17 protein-coding genes are annotated in these 18,589 nt (G+C 63.4%); 2 read left to right on the top strand and 15 right to left on the bottom strand.

Annotated elements, in window-relative coordinates; genetic code table 11:
- Position 1: 1 nt before the first annotated feature.
- The 9 genes from hflX to dusB form a co-directional block, all read right to left on the bottom strand.
- Positions 2-1,321: a GTPase HflX gene (hflX, locus tag GTK01_RS01790; protein ID WP_252924392.1), complete on the bottom strand. Its 1,320-nt coding sequence runs from the start codon at positions 1,319-1,321 to the stop codon at positions 2-4.
- Positions 1,322-1,387: 66 nt separating this feature from the next.
- Complete coding sequence (gene hfq / locus GTK01_RS01795; protein ID WP_024585735.1) at positions 1,388-1,636, bottom strand: RNA chaperone Hfq; 249 nt, start codon at positions 1,634-1,636, stop codon at positions 1,388-1,390.
- A 183-nt stretch (positions 1,637-1,819) separates the two neighbouring features.
- Positions 1,820-2,683, bottom strand: a complete 864-nt coding sequence (locus GTK01_RS01800; protein ID WP_252924134.1) for a D-amino-acid transaminase — start codon at positions 2,681-2,683, stop codon at positions 1,820-1,822.
- Positions 2,684-2,692: 9 nt separating this feature from the next.
- The gene (gene trkA, locus GTK01_RS01805; protein ID WP_252924135.1) at positions 2,693-4,069 is read right to left on the bottom strand and encodes a Trk system potassium transporter TrkA; all 1,377 of its coding nucleotides are present in this window, start codon (positions 4,067-4,069) and stop codon (positions 2,693-2,695) included.
- 57 nt (positions 4,070-4,126) lie between these two features.
- The gene (locus tag GTK01_RS01810; RefSeq protein ID WP_252924136.1) at positions 4,127-5,488 is read right to left on the bottom strand and encodes a sigma-54 dependent transcriptional regulator; all 1,362 of its coding nucleotides are present in this window, start codon (positions 5,486-5,488) and stop codon (positions 4,127-4,129) included.
- Positions 5,478-7,787, bottom strand: coding sequence for an ATP-binding protein (locus GTK01_RS01815; RefSeq protein ID WP_371924238.1), 2,310 nt, complete (start codon positions 7,785-7,787; stop codon positions 5,478-5,480). Before GTK01_RS01815 ends, GTK01_RS01810 begins: the two co-directional genes overlap by 11 nt.
- Positions 7,788-7,825: 38 nt before the next feature.
- Positions 7,826-9,292 carry a nitrogen regulation protein NR(I) gene (gene ntrC / locus GTK01_RS01820; protein ID WP_252924138.1) on the bottom strand — a complete coding sequence of 489 codons (1,467 nt, stop codon included), beginning with the start codon at positions 9,290-9,292 and terminating at the stop codon, positions 7,826-7,828.
- A complete protein-coding gene (locus tag GTK01_RS01825) occupies positions 9,289-10,413 on the bottom strand; it encodes a nitrogen regulation protein NR(II) (protein ID WP_252924139.1) in 1,125 nt (374 codons plus the stop codon). The genes ntrC and GTK01_RS01825 overlap by 4 nt, the downstream gene beginning before the upstream one ends.
- Entirely contained in the window at positions 10,410-11,423 is a 1,014-nt protein-coding gene (gene dusB / locus GTK01_RS01830; protein WP_252924140.1) for a tRNA dihydrouridine synthase DusB, read from the bottom strand. Before dusB ends, GTK01_RS01825 begins: the two co-directional genes overlap by 4 nt.
- 110 nt (positions 11,424-11,533) lie before the next feature.
- Here dusB and GTK01_RS01835 point away from each other — a divergent pair, with 110 nt between their 5' ends.
- Together GTK01_RS01835 and GTK01_RS01840 are read left to right on the top strand one after the other, a co-directional pair.
- Positions 11,534-12,760 (top strand): bifunctional 2-C-methyl-D-erythritol 4-phosphate cytidylyltransferase/2-C-methyl-D-erythritol 2,4-cyclodiphosphate synthase, encoded by a 1,227-nt coding sequence (locus tag GTK01_RS01835; RefSeq protein WP_371924257.1) that lies wholly within the window; start codon positions 11,534-11,536, stop codon positions 12,758-12,760.
- Positions 12,760-13,245 (top strand): CinA family protein, encoded by a 486-nt coding sequence (locus tag GTK01_RS01840; protein WP_371924258.1) that lies wholly within the window; start codon positions 12,760-12,762, stop codon positions 13,243-13,245. The genes GTK01_RS01835 and GTK01_RS01840 overlap by 1 nt, the downstream gene beginning before the upstream one ends.
- Here GTK01_RS01840 and GTK01_RS01845 read toward each other — a convergent pair.
- The 6 genes from GTK01_RS01845 to GTK01_RS01870 form a co-directional block, all read right to left on the bottom strand.
- Positions 13,237-13,695 carry a type II toxin-antitoxin system RatA family toxin gene (locus tag GTK01_RS01845; RefSeq protein ID WP_252924143.1) on the bottom strand — a complete coding sequence of 153 codons (459 nt, stop codon included), beginning with the start codon at positions 13,693-13,695 and terminating at the stop codon, positions 13,237-13,239. The genes GTK01_RS01840 and GTK01_RS01845 overlap by 9 nt on opposite strands.
- 2 nt (positions 13,696-13,697) lie before the next feature.
- On the bottom strand, positions 13,698-14,660 hold the full coding sequence (gene lipA, locus GTK01_RS01850; protein ID WP_252924144.1) for a lipoyl synthase: 963 nt from the start codon (positions 14,658-14,660) through the stop codon (positions 13,698-13,700).
- 118 nt (positions 14,661-14,778) lie between these two features.
- Positions 14,779-15,033, bottom strand: coding sequence for a GlsB/YeaQ/YmgE family stress response membrane protein (locus tag GTK01_RS01855; RefSeq protein WP_024585747.1), 255 nt, complete (start codon positions 15,031-15,033; stop codon positions 14,779-14,781).
- A gap of 97 nt (positions 15,034-15,130) precedes the next feature.
- Positions 15,131-16,579: a dihydrolipoyl dehydrogenase gene (gene lpdA / locus GTK01_RS01860; RefSeq protein WP_252924145.1), complete on the bottom strand. Its 1,449-nt coding sequence runs from the start codon at positions 16,577-16,579 to the stop codon at positions 15,131-15,133.
- 9 nt (positions 16,580-16,588) lie between these two features.
- Entirely contained in the window at positions 16,589-17,230 is a 642-nt protein-coding gene (locus tag GTK01_RS01865) for an SGNH/GDSL hydrolase family protein (protein WP_252924146.1), read from the bottom strand.
- A gap of 15 nt (positions 17,231-17,245) precedes the next feature.
- Positions 17,246-18,583 carry a pyruvate dehydrogenase complex dihydrolipoamide acetyltransferase gene (locus GTK01_RS01870; protein ID WP_252924147.1) on the bottom strand — a complete coding sequence of 446 codons (1,338 nt, stop codon included), beginning with the start codon at positions 18,581-18,583 and terminating at the stop codon, positions 17,246-17,248.
- Positions 18,584-18,589: the final 6 nt, after the last annotated feature.

Consider the following 18,589-nt stretch of genomic DNA (forward strand, 5'->3'; position numbering starts at 1 on the left):
ACTATTCTTTCGCTGACTTTCGGCGCTTGGCGACCTCAGTGATGATCGCCGAAGGAGCGCGCACAACGAGCGCGACCGTGCCGTCCTCGCGGTCCTCGCGGGCGATGACCGCACCGTTGCGGTAGACCCAGTCGATGGCAGGTCCATCCTGTGGACCGAACACGAACTCAGCCTCGTCGAGCGTGCCGGCAATCCGCGCCTCGACGACGTCGAGCAAATGGTCCACCCCCTCGCCCGTTATCGCCGAGATCAGGATCGGTCCCTCGTCGACCTGTTCGGGCGGCAGGTTCTGGCGCGCCTGTTCGTCCAGCCGGTCGATCTTGTTCCAGACTTCGAGAACATGGCGGCTGTCACCGGCCTCGACGCCGAGATCGGCAAGAATGCGTATGACATCGGCGGCTTGCGCGGCCGTGTCCGGATCGGAGACGTCTCGCACATGGAGCACGAGATCGGCCTCGACCACCTCTTCCAGCGTCGCGCGGAACGCGGCGACGAGATGGGTCGGAAGGTCAGAAATGAAGCCCACCGTATCGGAGAGAATGACGACGCTGCCATGCGGCAGGCGCACGCGGCGCAGCGTCGGGTCGAGCGTGGCGAAGAGCATGTCTTCGGCCAGCACCTCGGAGCCGGTCAGCCGATTGAACAGCGTCGACTTGCCGGCATTGGTATAGCCGACGATGGCGACGATCGGATATGGCACCTTGCGGCGCTTTGCGCGGTGGAGATCGCGCGTCCTGCGCACGGTTTCGAGCTCGCGCTTCAGCCGCGTAATCTTTTCCTGCAGCATCCGCCGGTCGGCTTCGATCTGGGTTTCGCCCGGTCCGCCGAGAAAGCCGGCACCGCCGCGCTGGCGCTCGAGGTGGGTCCAGGACCGCACGAGCCGGCCGCGCTGGTAATTGAGATGGGCAAGATCGACCTGCAGCACGCCTTCCTTGGTGCGCGCGCGCCGACCGAAGATTTCGAGGATGATGCCGGTGCGGTCGAGCACCTTGGCGTTCCATGCCTTTTCGAGATTGCGCTGCTGCACCGGCGTCAGCGGATGGTCGACGACGACGAGGTCGGCTTCGCGCGCCTTCACGGCCTCGCCGATCTCCTCGACCTTTCCACTGCCGATCAGCGTCGCGGGTTTGGGCTCGGCAATCGTCACGATCTGGCGGTCGGCGATTTCGAGCTCGATGGCGAGCGCCAGCCCCACGGCCTCTTCGAGACGTGCCTCGGGACTGCGCTGCATCAAGGCAGCGGCAATGCGCTCATCCTCCTGCCCGCGCTGTGTCTTGGTCAGAACGGGTACGATGACCACGGCGCGCGTAGGCGCCGCCATCGTCCCGTCGTCCACGGGGCCATGTGCGCGGCGCGGCTTGCGCCCTTCGTTTTCAGGTGCGGTCAATCAGCCGTCCCGGCCATTTTCTTCGCCTTCGAACATCTGCACGGGCTGGCTCGGCATGATGGTCGAAATGGCGTGCTTGTAGACAAGCTGCGAATGCCCGTCACGGCGCAAGAGCACGCAAAAATTGTCGAACGAGGTCACGACACCCGTCAGCTTGACGCCGTTGATGAGGAAGATCGTAAGGGGATTCTTGCTCTTGCGTACGGAGTTGAGGAACAGGTCCTGAAGGTTTTGCGTACGTTCCGCCATTGTTTTTTTCTTTCGCCGATGCGCTGAAGCTTATCGTTATTGATGGCTGAACATCCACGCATCCGGGCTCTGCCCACCCGAATGCGGAAGTGCTCAAGTGCCAAGATAATCAGCTCTTTCCGAACGCACAACTGGCCTGAAAAGCCCGTCGACTTGAAAAATCCCGGCCCCGCCAAGTCGTTATCAGGCTGCACTTTTCTCCGCAACGTCAAAAAAGGCACGGCGCAGCGAAAGTGCGGTCGAGCCCGGATGGCCGTTGGCGACCGTCTGGCCATCGATCTCGACCACCGGCATGACAAGCGTCGTGGCCGCCGTGATGAATGCCTCGCGCGCGGCCTTCGCCTCGTCGACGGTAAAGCCCCGCTCCTCGACTTCGAGGCCGAGCGTTTCGGCCACACGCATCACGGTCGCCCGGGTAATGCCCTTGAGAATGCCGAACTCGGCCGGGCGCGTGACGAGCTTGCCGTCCTTGGTGACGATCCAAGCATTGGTCGCCGCGCCTTCCTTGACGGTTCCATCGGGATCGACGAACCAGGCTTCCTGCGCGCCGGCCTCCTTCGCCTTCTGGCGGGCCAGCACGTTCGGCAGGAGGCCGACGGACTTGATGTCGACGCGTTCCCAGCGGTTCTCCGGCACCGTGATGACCTTGATGCCGGTTTCCGCGCGCTTGGCGGCAGCCTGAGGGCTCGCCTTCTTGGCGGTAATGACAAGGGACGGGCGCGTGTGTGCGGCAGGGAACACATGGTCGCGAGGCGCGACGCCGCGCGTGACCTGCAGGTAGACGAGACCATTGACGACGCCGTTGCGCGAAATGACCTCGCGCATGACCGTCTGCAGCGAGGCGCGCGACATCGGCCAGCCGATCTTCAGTTCGCGCAGCGAACGGTCGAGCCGGTCGAGATGCGGCGCCATGTCGATGATGTATCCACGCGCCACCTCGCACACCTCGTAGACGCCGTCGGCGAACTGATACCCCCTATCCTCGACGTGGACCGCGGCATCGCGGTGCGGAAGATAGCGTCCATTGACATAGGCGATTTTCGGCATCGGTGGTTCCTAGAAGAATTCGAGACTGACGCGGAAGAGCTGTTCGACCTGTTTCACGGCCTTGGCCATGACGAACATGACGATACGGTCCTTCGGCTTGATGCGCATTGTGCCAGATGGCTTGAGCACTTCGCCATTGCGGTAGATCGCGCCAAGGCGCATCCCGTCGGGAAGCTCGAGCTCGCGCAGCTCCGGGCCGACCAAAGGCGAGGTTTCGAGCGCCTCGGCCTCAATGATCTCGGCCGCGCCACGGTGGATCGAGTGGACGGCGCGGATGCGACCGCGGCGCACATGCTGAAGCACGCGCGAAATCGTCACCGTGCGCGGATTCACATGCGCGTCGATGCCGAGCATGTCGGTGAAGTCGTGGTAGGTCGGGTTGTTGATCAGGACAAGGTTCGACTTGCAGCCGAGTTGCTTCGCGAGCACCGAAGACAGAATATTGACCTGGTCGTCATTGGTCACCGCCACCATCAGGTCCGCTTCGGCGATGTCGGCTTCCTGCAGCAGCTTCTGATCCAGCGCGCTTCCGTTCAGCACCACCGTCCGGCGAAGCTCGTCCGCGATCGCCACTGCGCGGTGCCGCGAGGCCTCGATGATCTTCACCTTGGTGCGGCTTTGGCGAAGCTCGATCGTGCGGGCGACGTACAGGCCGATATTGCCACCGCCGGCGATGACGATGCGCGTCGCCTCCTGCTCGTCATGGCCGAAAAGACTGAGCGTGCGTCGGACCTGATCCTTGGTCGTCACGACATAGGCAAGGTCGCCCGCGACGAGCTGGTCGGCAGAATGCGGAATGAAAAGCCGGCCCTCGCGCGAAACCCCGACGACGGTCGAGGGCAGGTCGGGAAAGAGATCGGTCAGCTGCGAAAGCGGCGTGTTGATGACCGGGCAGTCTTCCATGCATTCGATCGCGACCATGGCGATCTTGTTGTCGCCGAAGCGCACAACGTCGGTGGCGCCGGGCAGCGCGATGCGGCGCAGCACCATTTCGCCAACCTCAAGCTCGGGCGAAATGATCACGTCGATCGGCAGATGCTCGCGCGAGAACAGGTCCATGTAGTGCGGCTGCAGATAGGATTGCGCACGGATGCGGGCGATCTTGGTCGGAACGTTGAACAGCGAATGGGCAACCTGGCACGCAGTCATGTTGACCTCGTCATACAAGGTCACCGCGATGATCATGTCCGCTTCTTCGGCGCCAGCGGCCGCCAGCATGTCCGGATGGGCGCCGTGGCCGACGAAACCGCGCGCGTCGAGATTGTCGCGCACCGACTGGATGAGCTCAGGCGAGGTGTCGATGACCGAGACGTCGTTGTGCTCGGCCGAAAGGCGCTCGGCGATGCCGTAGCCCACCTGCCCCGCCCCGCAGATGATTACACGCATGGACGATTCGCTCGTGTCATTTTCGGTCTGCCCCTATCCGGCCGCGTTCGACCGGCATCAAACGCCGAGAGATTTCAATTTTCGATGAAGCGCAGAGCGCTCCATGCCGATGAATTCCGCCGTGCGAGAGATGTTGCCGCCAAAGCGGTTGATCTGCGCGAGAAGGTATTCCTTTTCGAACAGTTCACGCGCCTCGCGCAAGGGCAGCGCCATGATGTGCTGGTCCGACTGCGTGGGCGTGCGCGGCATCACGTCGCCGATCTCGGACGGCAAGAGGTCTGCCGTGATCGGCTTGTCCTCCTCGCCGTCGCGCGACAGGATCATCAACCGCTCGATATTGTTCTTCAACTGCCGCAGATTTCCGGGCCAGTTGTGGGCCTGGAGAACGGCCATCGCATCGTTGCCGACGCGTCGCATGCGGATGCCGGCTTGCTGCGCCGTCTGGCGCATGAAATGGTCGATGAGGAAGGGAATGTCGTCGCGGCGCTCGGCGAGCGGCGGCACCATGACCGGCACGACCGCGAGCCGGTGATAAAGGTCCTGCCGAAAGCGCCCTTGCGCGATCAGATCTTCCAGATTGTAGGCTGTGGAGGAGATGATGCGCACGTCGACCTTGACGCGCTTGGTGCCGCCCACGCGCTCGAACTGCTGGTCGACGAGGACACGCAGGATCTTGGCCTGCGTTTCGCGCGGCATGTCGGCGACTTCATCGAGATAGAGAATGCCGCCATGGGCCTGTTCCAGCGCGCCCACTTTGCGCTCGGCGCCGTTGGCTTCCGTGCCGAAGAGCTCGATCTCCATGCGCTCCGGCGTGATGGCGGCGGAATTGACCGCGACGAACGGGCCGTTCTTGCGCGCCGAGGCGCTGTGGATGGCGCGTGCGACGAGTTCCTTGCCGGACCCCGACGGTCCGACGATCATGATGCGGCTGTTCGTCGGCGCAACGCGTTCGATGGTCTGGCGAAGCTGCGCCATAGCGGCCGACGTTCCGATCAGATCGAAACTGTCGCCCGAACGCTTCTTCAGATCAGAGACTTCGCGGCGCAGCTTTGAGGTCTCCAGCGCGCGTTCAGCAATCAGAACCAGGCGGTCGGCCTTGAATGGCTTTTCGATGAAGTCGTAAGCACCCTTGCGAATAGCCGACACGGCCGTCTCGATCGTGCCGTGGCCCGAAATCATCACAACGGCCAGGTCGGGGTGCATGGTCTTTATCGCATCGAGCAGTTCGAGCCCGTCCATCTTCGACCCTTGCAGCCAGATGTCGAGGAAGACCAGGCGCGGCACGCGGTCGGCAATCGAGGCAAGCGCGCTGTCGCTGTCGAAAGCGGTGCGCGTCTCGTGACCTTCGTCGGAGAGGATGCCGGACACGAGCTCACGGATATCCTCCTCGTCATCGACAATCAGAATATCAGACGCCATCTATTACCTCTTCAGTCTCGGGCGCGGTCGATGCCGCCGCCTCTTGTTTCTCCCCAAGGGGGAATACCATCCGCACCAGGGCGCCTACGCCGCCGTGGAAGCTGGCGGGCGCGTCGAGAAGCTGCAACGTGCCGCCATGGTCCTCGACGATCTTCTTGACGATCGCAAGGCCAAGGCCGGTGCCCTTCTCCCGCGTCGTCATGTAGGGCTCGAGCAATCTTTGGCGATTCTCCTCCGGCAGACCCTTGCCGTTGTCGATCACCTCGACGACGGCATTTAAGCCCGCACGGCGCGCGCGCACGAGTATAGCACCGGGTCTGTCCTTTACCTGCTCAATCGCCTCGGACGCGTTCTTGATGATGTTGCCGAACGCCTGCGCCAGGAGACGACTGTCGAAGCGGCCCATCAAGGGTGCCGGGCCGAAATCGCGCTTGAACTCGATATCCGCGCGGCTGACCTCGATGAGGAACGACGCCTCGCGAAGCGGCTCGCGCAAGTCGACGTTCTGCATGTCGGGCTTGGGCATGCGCGCGAAGGAGGAGAACTCGTCGACCATGCGACCGATGTCGCCGACCTGGCGGATGATCGTCTCCGTGCATTGGTCGAAGACCTCACGATCTTCGGTGATGACCTTGCCATAGCGGCGGCGGATACGCTCTGCGGAAAGCTGGATCGGCGTCAGAGGATTCTTGATCTCGTGTGCGATTCTCCGGGCTACGTCGGCCCATGCCGACGAGCGCTGGGCCTGGACGAGGTCGGTAATGTCGTCGACGGTCACGACATAGGAGCGCGCGCCCGTGCGCGAGGAACTGCGTTCGGTCGTGATCTGCACGTTGAAGGTGCGTTCCGCCCCGTTGCGGAAGAAGGCGACCTGCTCGCGATAGACGGGCCTGTCCGCCTGACGGCCCTTCTCCAGCACGCCTCCGATCTGGGGCAAAATATCGATGAGACGCTGGCCGATGAGCGATTTGGCCGAAACGGAGAGCATCTTCTCCACCGACCGGTTGACGATCGCGATCTCACCTCGCGGCCCGACGCCGATGACGCCGGCCGAAACGCCTGCAAGCACCGCTTCGGAGAAGCGGCGTCGCTCGTCCATCACATCCTTGGCGCGCACGAGCTGGTTGCGCTGCGTCTTCAGCTGCCGGATCATCTCGTTGAAGGTCAGGCCGAGCGCCCCCACGTCGCCATCGGTCTGCTTGACCGGCACCGAGACGTCGAGATTGCCGCTCGCGACTTCGTCTGCCGCGCCGATGAGCTGGCGGATCGGCCGCACGATCCGATCGGCGACCGCGATGCCTGTCCAGATCGCTGCCAGCACCACGATCAACGTCACGCCCAGATAGAGGATGGCGAAAGCGAGCTGCGTCGTCGTCCGGTTCTGTTCGAGGCCGCGATACTCGTCCGTGTTGGCGCGTACGATCTGCCGCGCCCGGATGACCTCGGGATCGAGTTCGCGCACGGTGAACAGATAGGCGTCGTCGATCTGCTGCAGGCGGATGATCGCGCCGACGACATTGCGGAAGCGCGGTTCGATCAGGACAGGTTGGCCGTCTGCGGCCGCGCGCAGCGCTTCGGGCGGTGCATCGGGCATCGGAATGCCGGATGGCGTTTCGGCTTCGATGATGAGCGATCCGTCGGAACGAATCAATGCCGCGTGAGCGAGTGCGCGGCCGCGCACGTGGTTGCTCATCAACTGGCGAAAACCCGTGCGGTCGAGACTGTAGAGCGAACGTGCCTGGTCGAGGTCGAATGCCATCGACAGCGTCGTTCCCTGCAGGCTGCGCGAGTTTTCCTGAACATAGGCTTCGGCGATCGACAGCGACGACGAGACGATGGCACGCGTGCGCAGTTCGAACCAGCGGTCGAGCCCCAGATCCAACGTCACCGAAGCGACGATGGCGACAAGAATCGCGGGGATCGCCGCGACGAGCGAGAACATCGCCACGATGCGCACATGAAGGCGCGAGGCCGCCTTTCCCCGGCGGCGAGCCTGATAGATGCGGAATATCTCGAAGACGATCAGGCCGACGAGCAGCAGGATGAAGCCGCCATTGACGCCGATCAGGATCAAGGTGTTGGACGCGTTCGGCGCCACCGGGGTCAGACCGAGCAGGATCGCGAAGGAAACGCCCGCTGAGACCAACGCACAGACGATGGCAACGATGCCCGGCAGGAAACCGAGCCGGCGCCCATCGACGGCGCGGCTCTCGGTTCCCAGCAATGCGCCCTCGGGTGCGGTGGACTGTATCGTCATTCTGCTCAATGTACCCGCAAGCGACGACTCTATGCATCGCATTGTGGCCATTGTGCAACATTTTTGGCGATGACAGAAGGCTAGCCGCCGGTTTGTCCCTTGGCGCCGCGATAGACGTTGACGCCGAGTTCGCGAATCTTCTTGCGCAGCGTGTTGCGGTTGAGCCCGAGCAGTTCGGCAGCCTTGATCTGGTTGCCCCGCGTCGCCGTTATGGAAGCCAGAACGAGCGGATACTCCACCTCGGTCAGGATGCGGTGATAGAGGCCGGGTGGCGGCAGTTCGGTGCCGAAGCCCGCGAAGTAGCGCTGCAGATGCAGCTCGACGGCTTGCGAAATGGTCAGTTGCTCGCCGTTCGGGCCGACCGCGGCCCCGTCACTGGCCTGCGCGGTCTGAAGCTCGCTCTCGATGATCTCGGCGGCGATGTCGTCCTGGGGATAGAGCGCGGAAAGGCGGCGGACGAGGTTTTCAAGTTCGCGCACGTTGCCCGGCCAGGGATAACGCTTCATGAGGTCGATGCCGGCTGGCGCGATGCGCTTTGTCGGCAGGCCTTCACTTTCCGCCTGCTTGAAGAAGTGACGGACGAGGTCCGGCACGTCTTCCGAGCGCTCGCGCAGCGGCGGCAGGCGCAGCGGCACCACATTCAGCCGGTAGAACAGATCCTCGCGGAAGAGCCCCTGATTGATGAGAGTGCGCAGGTCCTTGTTGGTCGCAGCGACAATGCGCACGTCGGTGCGGATCGGGGTGCGACCACCGACGGTGGTATACTCGCCCTGCTGGAGCACGCGCAGGAGGCGCGTCTGCGCTTCCATCGGCATGTCGCCGATCTCGTCGAGGAAGAGCGTGCCGCCCTCGGCCTGCTCAAAGCGGCCTGAAGAACGGTTCTGCGCGCCGGTGAAAGCGCCCTTTTCATGCCCGAACAGCTCCGATTCAATCAGATCACGCGGGATCGCGGCCATGTTGATGGCGACGAAGGGGCCTTTGCGGCGGCGCCCATATTCATGCAGTGCACGGGCAACCAGTTCCTTGCCGGTGCCCGATTCGCCCGAGATCATGACGGTCAGGTCCGTCTGCATCATGCGGGCAAGCATGCGGTAGATGTCCTGCATCGCGGCCGAACGGCCGACGAGCGGCATCGATTCGGGCTGATCCTCACTGTGGGCATCACTTTTCGGACGCTTCGGCTCGGCCAGCGCGCGATTGACGACCTGCAGGAGTTCGGTCAGGTCGAAGGGCTTCGGCAGATATTCGTAGGCGCCGGTCTCCGATGCGCGGATCGCGGTCATGAACGTGTTCTGAGCGCTCATGACGACGACCGGCAGGTCCGGCCGCGCCTTCTTGATACGCGGCAGCATGTCGAACGCATTCTCGTCCGGCATCACGACGTCGGTGATGACGAGGTCGCCCTCGCCCGCTGCGATCCATCGCCACAGGGTGGAGGCGTTGGAGGTAACGCGGACCTCATGTCCCACGCGCGACAAAGCCTGGTTGAGAACGGTACGGATCGCCGCATCGTCATCGGCGACAAGGATGTTGCCGCGCACTGTCATGTTGTGTGCTCCTGATGGTCGTAACTCTCGCCGGCTCTCGGCTCCTTCCAGGTCGGCATGAGAATGCGGAACGTCGTGCCGCGGCCTGACGAGTCGCACTCGATGACGCCGCCATGCTCGCCGACGATCTTCGCAACCAGCGCGAGGCCGAGGCCGGACCCGTTCTGCTTGGTGGAGATGAAGGGGTCGAACAGGATCGGACGGATGTCTTCCGACACGCCGGGACCGTTGTCGTGGACGCAGAACTCGAGCGGCAGGGAAATCCGGTCCTGCGTGCCCGGCACGGCGATGCGCATGCCTGGCCGGAATGCAGTCGAAAGCGTGATCTCGCCTGATGGTTCGTTCCCAACGGCTTCGGCGGCGTTCTTCACCAGGTTTAGAAAGACCTGGATCAACTGGTCGCGATTGGCGAAGACCGGCGGCAGCGAAGGGTCGTAGTCTTCGACGATCTTGATGCGGCTCGCAAAACCATTGCGCGCGATCGCCTTCACATGGTCGAGGACGACGTGGATGTTGACCGGATGGCGGTCGATCGGCCGTTCGTCGGAGAAGATCTCCATGCGATCGACCAGCGAGACGATGCGGTCGGTCTCGTCCTGGATCAGACGCGTCAGCGCGCGGTCCTCGTCTCCCACCGCAGTTTCCAGGAGTTGCGCCGCACCGCGAATACCCGAAAGCGGGTTCTTGATCTCATGCGCCAGCATGGCGGCAAGGCCGGTCACCGAACGCGCCGCGCCACGATGCGTCATCTGGCGATCGATCTTGTCCGCCATCGACCGTTCCTGGAACATGACGACGACCGCGCCGGGGATTTCCGCGATCGGCGAGGCGTGAAGGTCGACCAGACGGTCCGTCCCGAGCCGCGGCGATGAAATGTCGACGCGATATTCGTTGAAGGGCGCACGGCGCTCGCGCACCTGATTGATCAAGGTGATGAGCGGACTGCCGAACGGCACGAACCGCTCGATCGGATCACGCGAAAGCATCGATGCGCTCGAACGAAAGAAATCCTCCGCATCGGCATTGGCAAAAACGATGCGGCCGTCCGAATCCACCATGATGACCGGATGGCGGATAGCGTTCAGGATGAGCGCTGCGGAGTTGATCGCGGTCTGGTTCATGCGGCCACCGCCAGCATGGGGGCGGCGAACGCGTGGCGCAGGCTCGATATGACGTCACGTGGGTCGAGCCCGGTCATGATGGATGTTCGCAGCGACGGATCGGCATGCGGCGCATGGCGGTCGAGATACCAGCCGAGATGCTTGCGCGCATGACGCAGTCCCTGCCCGGTGCCGTAGAGCGCCAGCATGTCCTCGTAATGTGCCACGACGTAGTCGGCCAGGCCGGCTTCGCCCGGGATGTCGCGTGGAGCCTGCCCGCCGGCGGCCTCGACGATCCGCGCGCCAGCCCATGGCGCGCCATAATGGCCGCGCCCGACCATGACGGCGTCGGCGCCGGACAGCGCAAGCGCGCGGCGCGCCGTCCCGGCATCGACGATGTCGCCATTGACGACGAGCGGGACAGATATCGCTTCCTTGACGGCGCGGATCGCCTTCCAGTCCGCCTCGCCCTTATAAAATTGCTCGCGCGTGCGGCCATGGACGGTGATCATCCGCACACCGGCCGCCACCGCGCGCGCGGCTATGGCGGGCGCGTTGAGGCTCTCCGCATCCCAGCCGAGCCGCATCTTGACCGTGACCGGCACGTCGACCGCACCGACGACCGCCTCGATCAGCGACAGCGCGTGATCGGGTTCGCGCATCAGAGCCGAGCCGCAATAGCCACCGGTGACCTTCTTGGCCGGGCAGCCCATGTTGATGTCGATGATGTCGGCGCCCTCGCCCGCCGCGATACGCGCGCCCTCGGCCATCCAGTGCGCGTCGCGACCGGCGAGTTGGACGACATGGGTCTGGACATCAGGTCGACGGATGCGCCGCTCGGATTCCGCACGGCCGCGGGCAAGCTCCCCGCTCGCCACCATCTCGGAAACGACCATGCCGGCCCCGTGAACGAGAGCGCGACGGCGCATTGGCTCGTCCGTGACACCGGAAAGCGGTGCCAGGAAAACCCGATTGGGGATAGCGACATTGCCGATATCCAGAGGTGTCGCCAGAAGGCTCAGTTCAGTCATGCACAAAAACCCGGCACCCACATTTTCTTGCTCAACTGATAGCCATGTTCGATCAACGCCGCAACTGCCGCATGCACGCAGTCTGGAATTTCTGCCATGCGCTGATATGTGTGCTCACCAATTCGGAGACCAGAATGAAAACGCCGAAAGTCGCAGCCATCATCGTCGCCGCTGGCCGGGGCGAACGCGCCGGCGATCCGCATGAGGGGCCGAAGCAATATCGCCGGATCGGCGACAAGGCCATCCTCTCCCATACGCTTCAGACGTTTCTGGCACACCCTGAAGTCGGGAATGTGGTCGTCGCGATCCATCGGGACGATGAAAGCCTCTTCCGCGAGGCGGTCGGCGAACTTGCGGACTGCGTGAGGACGGTCACTGGTGGCGCGACACGGCAAGCTTCGACCTGGAACGCGATGCAGTCACTTGCCGGCGATCCGCCTGATGCAGTCCTCATCCACGATGGCGTTCGGCCCTTCGCCGATGCGGCGCTCATTTCACGCGTGATCGCGGGAATAGATGCCCAAACGGGCACCCTTCCCGCGGTTTCCGTCTCCGACACGCTGAAGGAAGCTGCAACGAACGGTCTTGTCGCGAGGACCATTCAGCGTGCAGGCCTCTTCGCAGCGCAAACGCCGCAGGGCTTTCCCTTCGCGGACTTCCATGCCGCCCATGCCCGCGCTGCATCAGAAGGTCGCGACGACTTCACCGACGACGCCGCCATCGCCGAATGGGCGGCCATTCCCGTGCGGCTCGTGGAGGGCTCGCCTGACAATGTCAAACTGACCTGGGCGTGCGATATCGCAAATGCCGACCTGAAGCTGAGGATCGAAGCAACCATGTTTCCCGATATTCGCACCGGCAACGGCTACGACGTCCACTCTTTCGAACCGGGGGAGGCGGTGGTCCTGTGCGGCGTCGCCATTCCGCACGACCGGAAGCTGTCGGGTCATTCGGACGCCGATGTCGGCCTCCACGCATTGACCGACGCGCTTCTGGCGACCTGCGGTGCCGGCGATATCGGCACGCATTTCCCCCCATCCGATCCACAGTGGAAGGGCGCGGCCTCGCACATCTTTGTCGAAGAAGCGGTGCGGATCGTGCGCGCGCGAAAAGGCCGAATCGCCAATGCCGACATCACCCTGATTTGCGAAGCGCCTCGGATTGGTCCATTTAGGCAGGCAATGACGGATGCGCTCGTCGCCATGCTCGGGATCTCGCCCGACCGGGTCTCGATCAAGGCGACGACGAACGAGAAACTCGGTTTTGTCGGCCGGGGCGAAGGCATCGCCGCCATCGCCACCGCGACCGTCGCCTATCCAGGAGTGCTGCCGGAATGATGAGTGTGCTGCCCGAACTCGCCCAGGACTTTCTCGATGCCTGCAAACGCCAGGGCGTTCTCGCGGCTACGGCCGAATCCTGCACCGGCGGGCAGATCATCGCCTTGCTGACCGACATTCCCGGAGCCTCTTCGATGATCGATTGCGGCTTCGTGACCTATTCAAACGAGTCCAAGCAAAAGATGCTCGGCGTGAAAGCCGAGACTCTCGAGGCGAATGGCGCGGTTTCTGCCGAGACGGCGCGCGAAATGGGCGAGGGCGCGTTGAAGAAATCGCGCGCGGAGATCGCGCTCGCGGTAACGGGCGTCGCCGGCCCTGATGGCGGCAGCGAGGAGAAGCCGGTCGGGCTGGTCTGGTTTGCCATTGCCCGCAAGGGACACCCGACCCGGGTGGAAAAGCGCCAGTTCGAAGATGGCGGGCGCGACCATATCCGGTCGGAGACCGTCCGGACCGCGCTGGTGATGGGGATTTCGGCGCTAAGCTGAAGGAACCGAATAGATCTCGTCGGCGCGCTTTTCGAAGGCTTCGGCGAACATGCGGAAGGCGCGGTCAAACATCGCGCCCATCATCGCGCCGAGAATTCGGCTCTTGAACTCGTAGTCGATGAAGAAGTGGACGGCGGCGCCGCCGTCCTCCGTCGCCTCGAAGCGCCAGCGATTGTCGAGATAGCGGAATGGGCCGTCGACATAGGAGACGTCGATGATGCTCTCGGCTGGCTTCAGCACCACGTTGCTGGTGAAGGTCTCGCGAATCGCCTTGTAGCCAACCGTCATGTCGGCAACCAGCATGGTGACGCCGTGGCGCTCTTTGCGCGAGCGCACCGACAGCGCCTCGCACATCGGCAGGAACTCAGGATACTTTTCGACATCGGCGACAAGCGCGAACATCTGTTCGGGGCTATGGTGAACCCGTCTGGTGGTCTCGTATTTCGGCATGGTCAGGCGGCAGCGAGCTTTGCGGCGCGGGCCGCCTTCAGGCGGGCGAAATCGTCGCCGGCGTGATGCGAAGACCGCGTCAACGGGCTCGATGCGACCATCAGGAAGCCCTTTGAATAGGCGACGGTCTCGAAGGACTTGAACTCCTCAGGCGTCACGAACTTCTTGACCGCGTGGTGCTTCTTCGACGGCGCGAGGTACTGGCCGATGGTGATGAAGTCGACGTCGGCGGAGCGCAGATCGTCCATCAACTGAAGGACTTCGTTCCGCTCCTCGCCGAGACCGACCATGATCCCGGATTTGGTGAAGATGGTGGGGTCGATTTCCTTGACCTGCTGCAGCAGGCGAATCGAGTGGAAGTAGCGCGCGCCGGGGCGAACCGTCAGATAGTTGGACGGAACGGTCTCCAGATTGTGGTTGAAAACATCCGGCCGCGCCGCGACGACGATTTCCAGCGCGCCCTTCTTGCGCAGGAAGTCGGGCGTCAGGATTTCGATCGTGGTGCCGGGAGCCGCCGCGCGGATAGCATGAATCACTTCCGCGAAATGCCGCGCGCCGCCGTCGGCGAGGTCGTCGCGGTCGACCGAGGTGATGACGACATGGTTGAGCCCCATCTGCGCCACGGCGCGGCCGACGCTTGCGGGCTCCTCGGGGTCGAGCGGCATCGGAATGCCGGTCGCGACGTTGCAGAAGGCGCAGGCGCGGGTGCAGATTTCGCCCATGATCATGAATGTGGCGTGCTTCTTGTCCCAGCACTCGCCGATATTCGGGCAACCCGCCTCTTCGCAGACCGTCACGAGCCTGTTCGACTTCACGATCTCGCGCGTCTCGAGATAGCCCTTCGACACCGGTGCCTTGACCCTGATCCATTCGGGCTTGCGCAGCACTTCCTGGTCGGGCCGGTGGGCCTTTTCCGGGTGGCGCGGGCGCGGACGGTTGAGCGTCGTGTCGAGTACGGTGACCATGAATGCTCCGGTGCTGTGTTCGCCGGTTGTCGTCACCTTGATCTATAGGGATTTTGCCACAAAAATGTAAGGCCGCCATGAAGCATGGCGGCCTTGCAGAAAATGGATGGGGTGACGTTTACCGGCGTATCGCCCTCGCGATGGCGATAAGCAGGCAGGCACCGATGAAGCCGACGATCAGGTAGATCAGGATACCCGTACCGGTGTAGATGCCGAGCACGCTCAGCAAGAAGTTCAAGAACGCGGCACCGATGATGCCGAGTATAACGTTCATGAAGATGCCCATATTGGACTTCATGAACTGTTCGGCGAGCCAGCCGGCAATGCCGCCCACGATGATTGCGCCCAGCAGGCCCATTCCGTTGAGATCCATTCCACTCTCCTATTGCGGTCAGTCTGCCGGAAGAACGCCCAAACCGCGTCGCGGTTCCGGGCGAATCGTTTGAATCCGCTAATTTAGGAGAATGGCGTCAGGCGTTGAGCGCGCGGCCATAGGCGTCGAGCACGCTCTCCTTCATCATCTCCGACAAGGTGGGGTGCGGGAATACCGTATGCATCAGTTCTTCCTCGGTGGTTTCGAGGTTCATCGCAACGACGAAGCCCTGAATGAGTTCGGTCACTTCCGCGCCGACCATATGCGCGCCGAGAAGCTCGCCGGTCTTCTTGTCGAAGATCGTCTTGACCAGACCCTGATCCTCGCCGAGCGCGATGGCCTTGCCGTTGGCGGCAAACGAAAAGCGACCAACGCGGATATCCCGGCCCGCCTCCTTGGCTTTCGCCTCGGTCAGTCCGACGGAAGCGACCTGCGGGTGGCAATAGGTGCAGCCGGGAATCTTGCCCTTGTCGAGCGCGTGAACGCCCTTCGCGCCAGCAATCTTCTCGATGCAGATGACGCCTTCGTGCTCAGCCTTGTGGGCGAGCATGGGAGCGCCGGCAACATCGCCGATGGCATAGACGCCCTCGACATTGGTCTTGCCATAGCCGTCGACCACGACAGTACCGCGCTCGATCTTCACGCCGGCCTCCTCGAGGCCGAGATTCTCGATATTGCCCTGAACGCCGACGGCCGAGATAAGCCGGTCCGCCGTGATCTTCTGGGTCTTCCCGTCCTTGGTCTCGACATGCGCGGTGACTGAATTTCCAGACTTCTCGACCTTGGTCACCTTGGCTTCGAGCAGGAACTTCATGCCCTGCTTTTCGAGCTGCTTTTGCGCCAGCTTGGAAATTTCGGCATCCTCGACCGGCATGATCTGCGGCAGAAGTTCGACGACGGTCACATCCGCGCCCATCGAGCGGTAGAACGACGCGAACTCGATACCGATCGCGCCCGATCCCATGACGATCAGGGATTTCGGCATTTCCTGCGGGACCATTGCCTCGAAATAGGTCCAGATCAGCTTGCCGTCCGGCTCGATGCCGGGCAGCACGCGCGGGCGCGCTCCGGTCGCAACGATGATATGCTTGGCCGAATAGGTGCCCTCGCCCTTCGTACCCTTGGGCGCCGGATGCTGCGGCTCCATCGGCTTCTTGGACGATTTGGAGACGACGACCTTGCCGCCCTTGGCCAGCTTCGCCTCGCCCCAGATCACGTCGACCTTGTTCTTCTTCATCAGGAAGCCGACGCCGCCATTGAGGCGTGCCGAAACCCCGCGCGAGCGCTCGACGACAGCCTTCACGTCTGCCTTCACCTCGCCCGAGATCGTCAGGCCGTAATCCTTGGCATGTTCGGCATAATGCTTGATCTCGGCCGAGCGCAGGAGCGCCTTGGTGGGAATGCAGCCCCAGTTGAGGCAGATCCCGCCCAGATGCTCGCGCTCGACAATGGCCGTCTTGAAGCCGAGCTGTGCCGACCGCACGGCCGTGACGTAGCCGCCCGGGCCCGAACCGATGATGATGACGTCGTAGTCGGTATCCGCCATGGCAGGCTCCTAGATTCCAAGCATCATGCGGACGATGGGCTCCAGCCCCCGCCCGATGGCGCGCGTGTTTTCCGCGTCGAGGTGAACGCCGTCCACCGGCGTCGTTTCGGCGACCGAGCCGGCGTCGAAGAAGCCGCAGCCCCATTCATCGGCAAGGTCGGCATAAAAGCTCGCCAGCATCCGCGACTGCTCGACGCCGCCGGCGAACATGGCGCTGTATTCCGTGTTCGCCGTCTCGCAGAGCGGCGGCGGCGCAACGATCAGCACCGCCGGCGGCTCCGACTGGCCGTCGCGCATGGCATTGAACTTCACCAGTTCGACCAGCCGGCGCATGCCCTGCATGGCGGCAAGCGCCGTGCCGGCGATCGCCGGCTTCATGTCGTTCGAGCCGAGCAGAATGATGACGAGGTCGATCGGCGCGTGGGTGTAGAGGACGGTCGGCAGGATGCGCGCGCCATTGCGATCGCAATCGGCCAGGTGCTCGTCGAAAGCCGTCGTGCGTCCGCGCAGGCCCTCGGCAATCACCTGGATGTCGGGCCCCAGCGCTGCCTGCAGCACGTTCGGCCAGCGATCCTCGAACGCATGCCGCCCGCCGGTTTCGGCGTCGGAACCCCAGGTGATGGAGTCGCCATAGCAGAGAATGGTCTTCATCAAGGCAATCCCAGGCTAAACCAGCATCCCCATCGGGTTCTCGATCAGGCGCTTGAACGCCGCCAGAAGCTCCGCCCCCAACGCGCCGTCGACCGCGCGGTGGTCGGTCGAGAGCGTCACGGACATGACGTTTGCGACCATGATTTCCCCGTTCTTCACGACTGCGCGCTCTTCGCCCGCGCCGACCGCGAGAATGGTCGCATGCGGCGGGTTGATGACGGCGGCGAAGTCCTTGATGCCGAACATGCCGAGATTGGAGACGGCCGTCGTACCGCCCTGATATTCTTCCGGCTTCAGCTTCTTGTTGCGCGCGCGGGCCGCCATGTCCTTCATCTCGTTGGAGATGGCGGAAAGCGACTTCTGCTCGGCCTTGCGGATGATGGGCGTGATCAGCCCGCCGGGGATCGAAACGGCAACGCCGACATCGGCATGCTTGTGCTTCAGCATCCCGCCTTCGGACCATGACACATTGGCATCGGGCACGGCGACGAGCGCCATGGCCATCGCCTTGATGACGAGGTCGTTAACCGACAGCTTGTAGGCCGGCGCCTCGCCCTTTTCGGTCTTCTTGACCGGAGCCGCATCGTTGATCTGCTTGCGTAGCGACAAGAGCGCGTCGATCTCGCAATCCAGCGTCAGGTAGAAATGCGGGACCGTCGACTTCGCCTCGACGAGGCGGCGCGCGATGGTCTTGCGCATGTTGTCGTGCGGGATGAGTTCGTAGGAGCCTTCCTCGAATAGCTTGAGGATCGCCTCGTCCGACATGGCCTTGACCGATGCAGGAGCCCCAGACGCAGCCCTTTCGGCCGGAGCAGCCTTGGCGACGCCGCCCTTGCCCGCGGCCTCAATGTCCGCCTTGACGACCCGGCCATGCGGTCCGGAGCCGGTAACCGCCGCCAGATCGATGCCCGCGTCCTTGGCGAGTCGGCGCGCAAGCGGCGAAGCGAAAGTGCGCGCGCCGTCGGCGGACTTGTCAGATGCCGCCGGTGCTTCGGACTTTGCCTCTGGCTGCTTTGGCTTTTCGGCCGGCGCAGGCTCGGACGGCTGCGCCTTCTCCTGCTTGGCCTCGGCCTTCGGTGCTTCCGCCTTGGCGGCCGCACTCGCATCCTCGCCTTCCTCGGCGAGAACAGCAATCAATGCGTTGACCTTGACGCCCTCGGTCCCCGCGGGAACGACGATCTTGGCGACCGTACCCTCGTCGACCGCTTCGACTTCCATCGTCGCCTTGTCCGTCTCGATCTCGGCGATGACGTCACCGGGCGCCACCTTGTCGCCCTCCTTGACCAGCCATTTGGCCAGATTGCCCTCCTCCATGGTCGGCGAGAGCGCGGGCATCGTGATGTTGATCGGCATGGTCCG

It is taken from the genome of Aliihoeflea sp. 40Bstr573 (assembly GCF_024105655.1).
In the GTDB taxonomy this organism is placed as follows: domain Bacteria; phylum Pseudomonadota; class Alphaproteobacteria; order Rhizobiales; family Rhizobiaceae; genus Aliihoeflea.

What these genes read in the sequence shown, in the direction of transcription:
- dusB (WP_252924140.1), bottom strand. Translation starts at nt 11,423, where the DNA reads ATGACTGAACTGAGCCTTCTGGCGACACCTCTGGATATCGGCAATGTC.
- trkA (WP_252924135.1), bottom strand. Translation starts at nt 4,069, where the DNA reads ATGCGTGTAATCATCTGCGGGGCGGGGCAGGTGGGCTACGGCATCGCC.
- ntrC (WP_252924138.1), bottom strand. Translation starts at nt 9,292, where the DNA reads ATGACAGTGCGCGGCAACATCCTTGTCGCCGATGACGATGCGGCGATC.
- hflX (WP_252924392.1), bottom strand. Translation starts at nt 1,321, where the DNA reads ATGGCGGCGCCTACGCGCGCCGTGGTCATCGTACCCGTTCTGACCAAG.
- GTK01_RS01845 (WP_252924143.1), bottom strand. Translation starts at nt 13,695, where the DNA reads ATGCCGAAATACGAGACCACCAGACGGGTTCACCATAGCCCCGAACAG.
- GTK01_RS01865 (WP_252924146.1), bottom strand. Translation starts at nt 17,230, where the DNA reads ATGAAGACCATTCTCTGCTATGGCGACTCCATCACCTGGGGTTCCGAC.
- GTK01_RS01825 (WP_252924139.1), bottom strand. Translation starts at nt 10,413, where the DNA reads ATGAACCAGACCGCGATCAACTCCGCAGCGCTCATCCTGAACGCTATC.
- lipA (WP_252924144.1), bottom strand. Translation starts at nt 14,660, where the DNA reads ATGGTCACCGTACTCGACACGACGCTCAACCGTCCGCGCCCGCGCCAC.
- GTK01_RS01840 (WP_371924258.1), top strand. Translation starts at nt 12,760, where the DNA reads ATGAGTGTGCTGCCCGAACTCGCCCAGGACTTTCTCGATGCCTGCAAA.
- hfq (WP_024585735.1), bottom strand. Translation starts at nt 1,636, where the DNA reads ATGGCGGAACGTACGCAAAACCTTCAGGACCTGTTCCTCAACTCCGTA.
- GTK01_RS01870 (WP_252924147.1), bottom strand. Translation starts at nt 18,583, where the DNA reads ATGCCGATCAACATCACGATGCCCGCGCTCTCGCCGACCATGGAGGAG.
- GTK01_RS01855 (WP_024585747.1), bottom strand. Translation starts at nt 15,033, where the DNA reads ATGGATCTCAACGGAATGGGCCTGCTGGGCGCAATCATCGTGGGCGGC.
- GTK01_RS01810 (WP_252924136.1), bottom strand. Translation starts at nt 5,488, where the DNA reads ATGGCGTCTGATATTCTGATTGTCGATGACGAGGAGGATATCCGTGAG.
- GTK01_RS01815 (WP_371924238.1), bottom strand. Translation starts at nt 7,787, where the DNA reads ATGCGATGCATAGAGTCGTCGCTTGCGGGTACATTGAGCAGAATGACG.
- GTK01_RS01800 (WP_252924134.1), bottom strand. Translation starts at nt 2,683, where the DNA reads ATGCCGAAAATCGCCTATGTCAATGGACGCTATCTTCCGCACCGCGAT.
- lpdA (WP_252924145.1), bottom strand. Translation starts at nt 16,579, where the DNA reads ATGGCGGATACCGACTACGACGTCATCATCATCGGTTCGGGCCCGGGC.